The sequence below is a fragment of the Mycobacterium sp. TH-M106 genome, assembly GCF_057473765.1.
The window spans coordinates 1-2,011 of the sequence record NZ_JBYCLE010000449.1 but is presented as its reverse complement, the minus strand read 5'-3'; the positions used below and the strand labels follow the sequence as shown (position 1 = coordinate 2,011).

The window sequence follows — 2,011 nt, the reverse complement described above, 5'->3', positions numbered from 1 at the left end:
TGGCGAACACCAGGGTGAAGTGGCCCTCCAGCCGGCGCAGCACCGCCAGCGCCGACGCCACGAAGTCGCCGGCGGTGTCGCCGCGGCGGTACTGGCGGGCCAGCAGGTGTACCGCCACCTCGGTGTCGGTCTCGCTGGTGAACTCCACCCCCTCCCCCTCCAGCTCGTGGCGCAGCGCGGCGAAATTCTCGATGATGCCGTTGTGCACGACGGCGAACCTGCCGGCCGCGTCGTGGTGCGGGTGCGCGTTGCGGTCGGTCGGACGCCCGTGGGTGGCCCAGCGGGTGTGCCCCAGCCCGGTGTGGCCGCGCAGCCCCGCCGGGTCGGTGTTGGCCAGCGCCTGCTCCAGGTTGGCCAGCCGCCCCGCGCGGCGGCAGACGGTCAGCCGCCCACCCGGAGACGCGCCGTCCTCGCCGTCGACGACGGCAATGCCCGCCGAGTCGTAGCCGCGGTACTCCATCCGGCGCAGTGCCTCGACGACGACGTCGCGGGCCGGTCGCTGCCCGACGTAGCCGACTATTCCGCACATAACCGATCAGGGTAGTGCAGACTCAGGGATTACCAGCCGACCTGTCAGGCCAGAACCTCGAATTCACATCTGAGGCCGGGAGCCCGCGTCAGCCGCTCGTCCACCGTGACCAGCAAGACTTTCAGGGCCTCAGCCAATGCGACGTACGCGGCATCGTAGGTGGTGACGACCTGCCGCAACTGCCAGATGCGGCTCAATAGCGGCCGGTGCGACGACCGGCGCAGCGGCAGGTCAGCCAGGTCGGAGACCGCGTCGGCGGCACGCCGGGCGGGCATGAGCCCCGCGGCAACCTGGCGGCGCCACACCGAAGTGACCTCGAGATCGATGAGTTCCGGAGCGACCAAGGTCTCCCCGACCAACCGCTCCCGAGCGCACCGGCCGTCGTTGCCGTCGTCACCGAGAGCGACCGTCAATACGCTCGCGTCAACGACGATCACGCTGCTCCCGGACGTGATTCGCCGACGCGTTGAACGACACCGAGCCGCCACGACGCGCGGCAACCCGGTCGAAGACCTCGTCGAGAGTCGGCTGGCTCGCCTCGGCGATCAATCGGCTGCGAAGGTACTCCTGCATCGACTGATGAGCCCGGGCGGCGCGCTCGCGCAGTACTCGGTGGGTGTTTTCGGGGACGTCCTTTATCTGCACACTGGGCATAGCGCCATCCTGGCGCCGCTGGCGCCAGAATGCAAGTGATTGCCGATGGTCCGATCGGCGACCGCAGCCCGGCTGCGGCGTACCTCGGCCTCATCTGAGCGATCGACACCGCGCCGTGGTGCGCTACCGTCGACTGGTGGCCCGCCCCCGCACCCTGTTCGCCACGTTGACCCGACCCGGCCCGCACCGCGTGCTCCGCGGTGACCTGGCCTTTGCCGGCCTGCCCGGGGTGGTGTACACGCCGGAGGCGGGGCGCAAGCTCCCGGCCGTCGCATTCGGCCACGACTGGCTCACCGGCGTCGGGCACTATTCGGGGCTGCTGGAGCACCTGGCGTCGTGGGGCATCGTCGCCGCCGCGCCCGACACCGAGCGGGGGCTGGCGCCCTCGGTGCTCAACCTGGCGTTCGACCTGGGCGCCACCCTGGACATCGCCACCGGTGTGCGGCTGGGTCCGGGCAAGATCAGCGTGCATCCCAGCAAGCTCGCGGTGGCGGGCCACGGCTTCGGCGGGTCGGCCGCGGTGTTCGCCACAGCCGCGATGCCGGCCAGAATCACCGCGGCGGTGGCGATCTTCCCGAGCGTCACCGCGCCCCCAGCCGAGCAGCCGGCGGCGACGCTGAACGTGCCCGGCGTGGTGTTCGCCGCGCCCGGTGATCCCCGGGCGCTGCGCTCCGACACCGTGTCGCTGGCCCGGGCCTGGGACGCGGCGACGCTGCGGGTGATCCGCAAGGCGTCGCCCGCCGGCCTGCCGCAGGGCCGCAGGCTGGCGGGGTTCTTCGGGTTGCCGACGTCGGATCGTCGCACGCAGCGGCGGGTGCGGGCGCTGCT

The 2,011-nt window shown here is 71.8% G+C and carries 3 protein-coding genes and 1 pseudogene; 1 reads left to right on the top strand and 3 read right to left on the bottom strand.

The genetic code is table 11. From position 1 onward, the window contains the following. The 3 genes and pseudogenes from AC2VOP_RS15965 to AC2VOP_RS15955 form a co-directional block, all read right to left on the bottom strand. A pseudogene (locus AC2VOP_RS15965) lies at positions 1–529 on the bottom strand (glutamine--fructose-6-phosphate transaminase (isomerizing)); the annotation flags it as partial. A 44-nt stretch (positions 530–573) separates the two neighbouring features. After that, complete coding sequence (locus AC2VOP_RS15960) at positions 574–966, bottom strand: type II toxin-antitoxin system VapC family toxin (RefSeq protein WP_486961891.1); 393 nt, start codon at positions 964–966, stop codon at positions 574–576. Further along, complete coding sequence (locus AC2VOP_RS15955; protein WP_486961890.1) at positions 953–1,183, bottom strand: FitA-like ribbon-helix-helix domain-containing protein; 231 nt, start codon at positions 1,181–1,183, stop codon at positions 953–955. Before AC2VOP_RS15955 ends, AC2VOP_RS15960 begins: the two co-directional genes overlap by 14 nt. A 136-nt stretch (positions 1,184–1,319) precedes the next feature. Here AC2VOP_RS15955 and AC2VOP_RS15950 point away from each other — a divergent pair. Next, on the top strand, positions 1,320–2,011 hold a 692-nt coding region (locus tag AC2VOP_RS15950; protein ID WP_486961889.1), incomplete at its 3' end, for a dienelactone hydrolase family protein.

Excerpts from the sequence above, each read along its gene's own strand:
- AC2VOP_RS15955 (WP_486961890.1), bottom strand. The coding sequence starts at position 1,183 with ATGCCCAGTGTGCAGATAAAGGACGTCCCCGAAAACACCCACCGAGTA.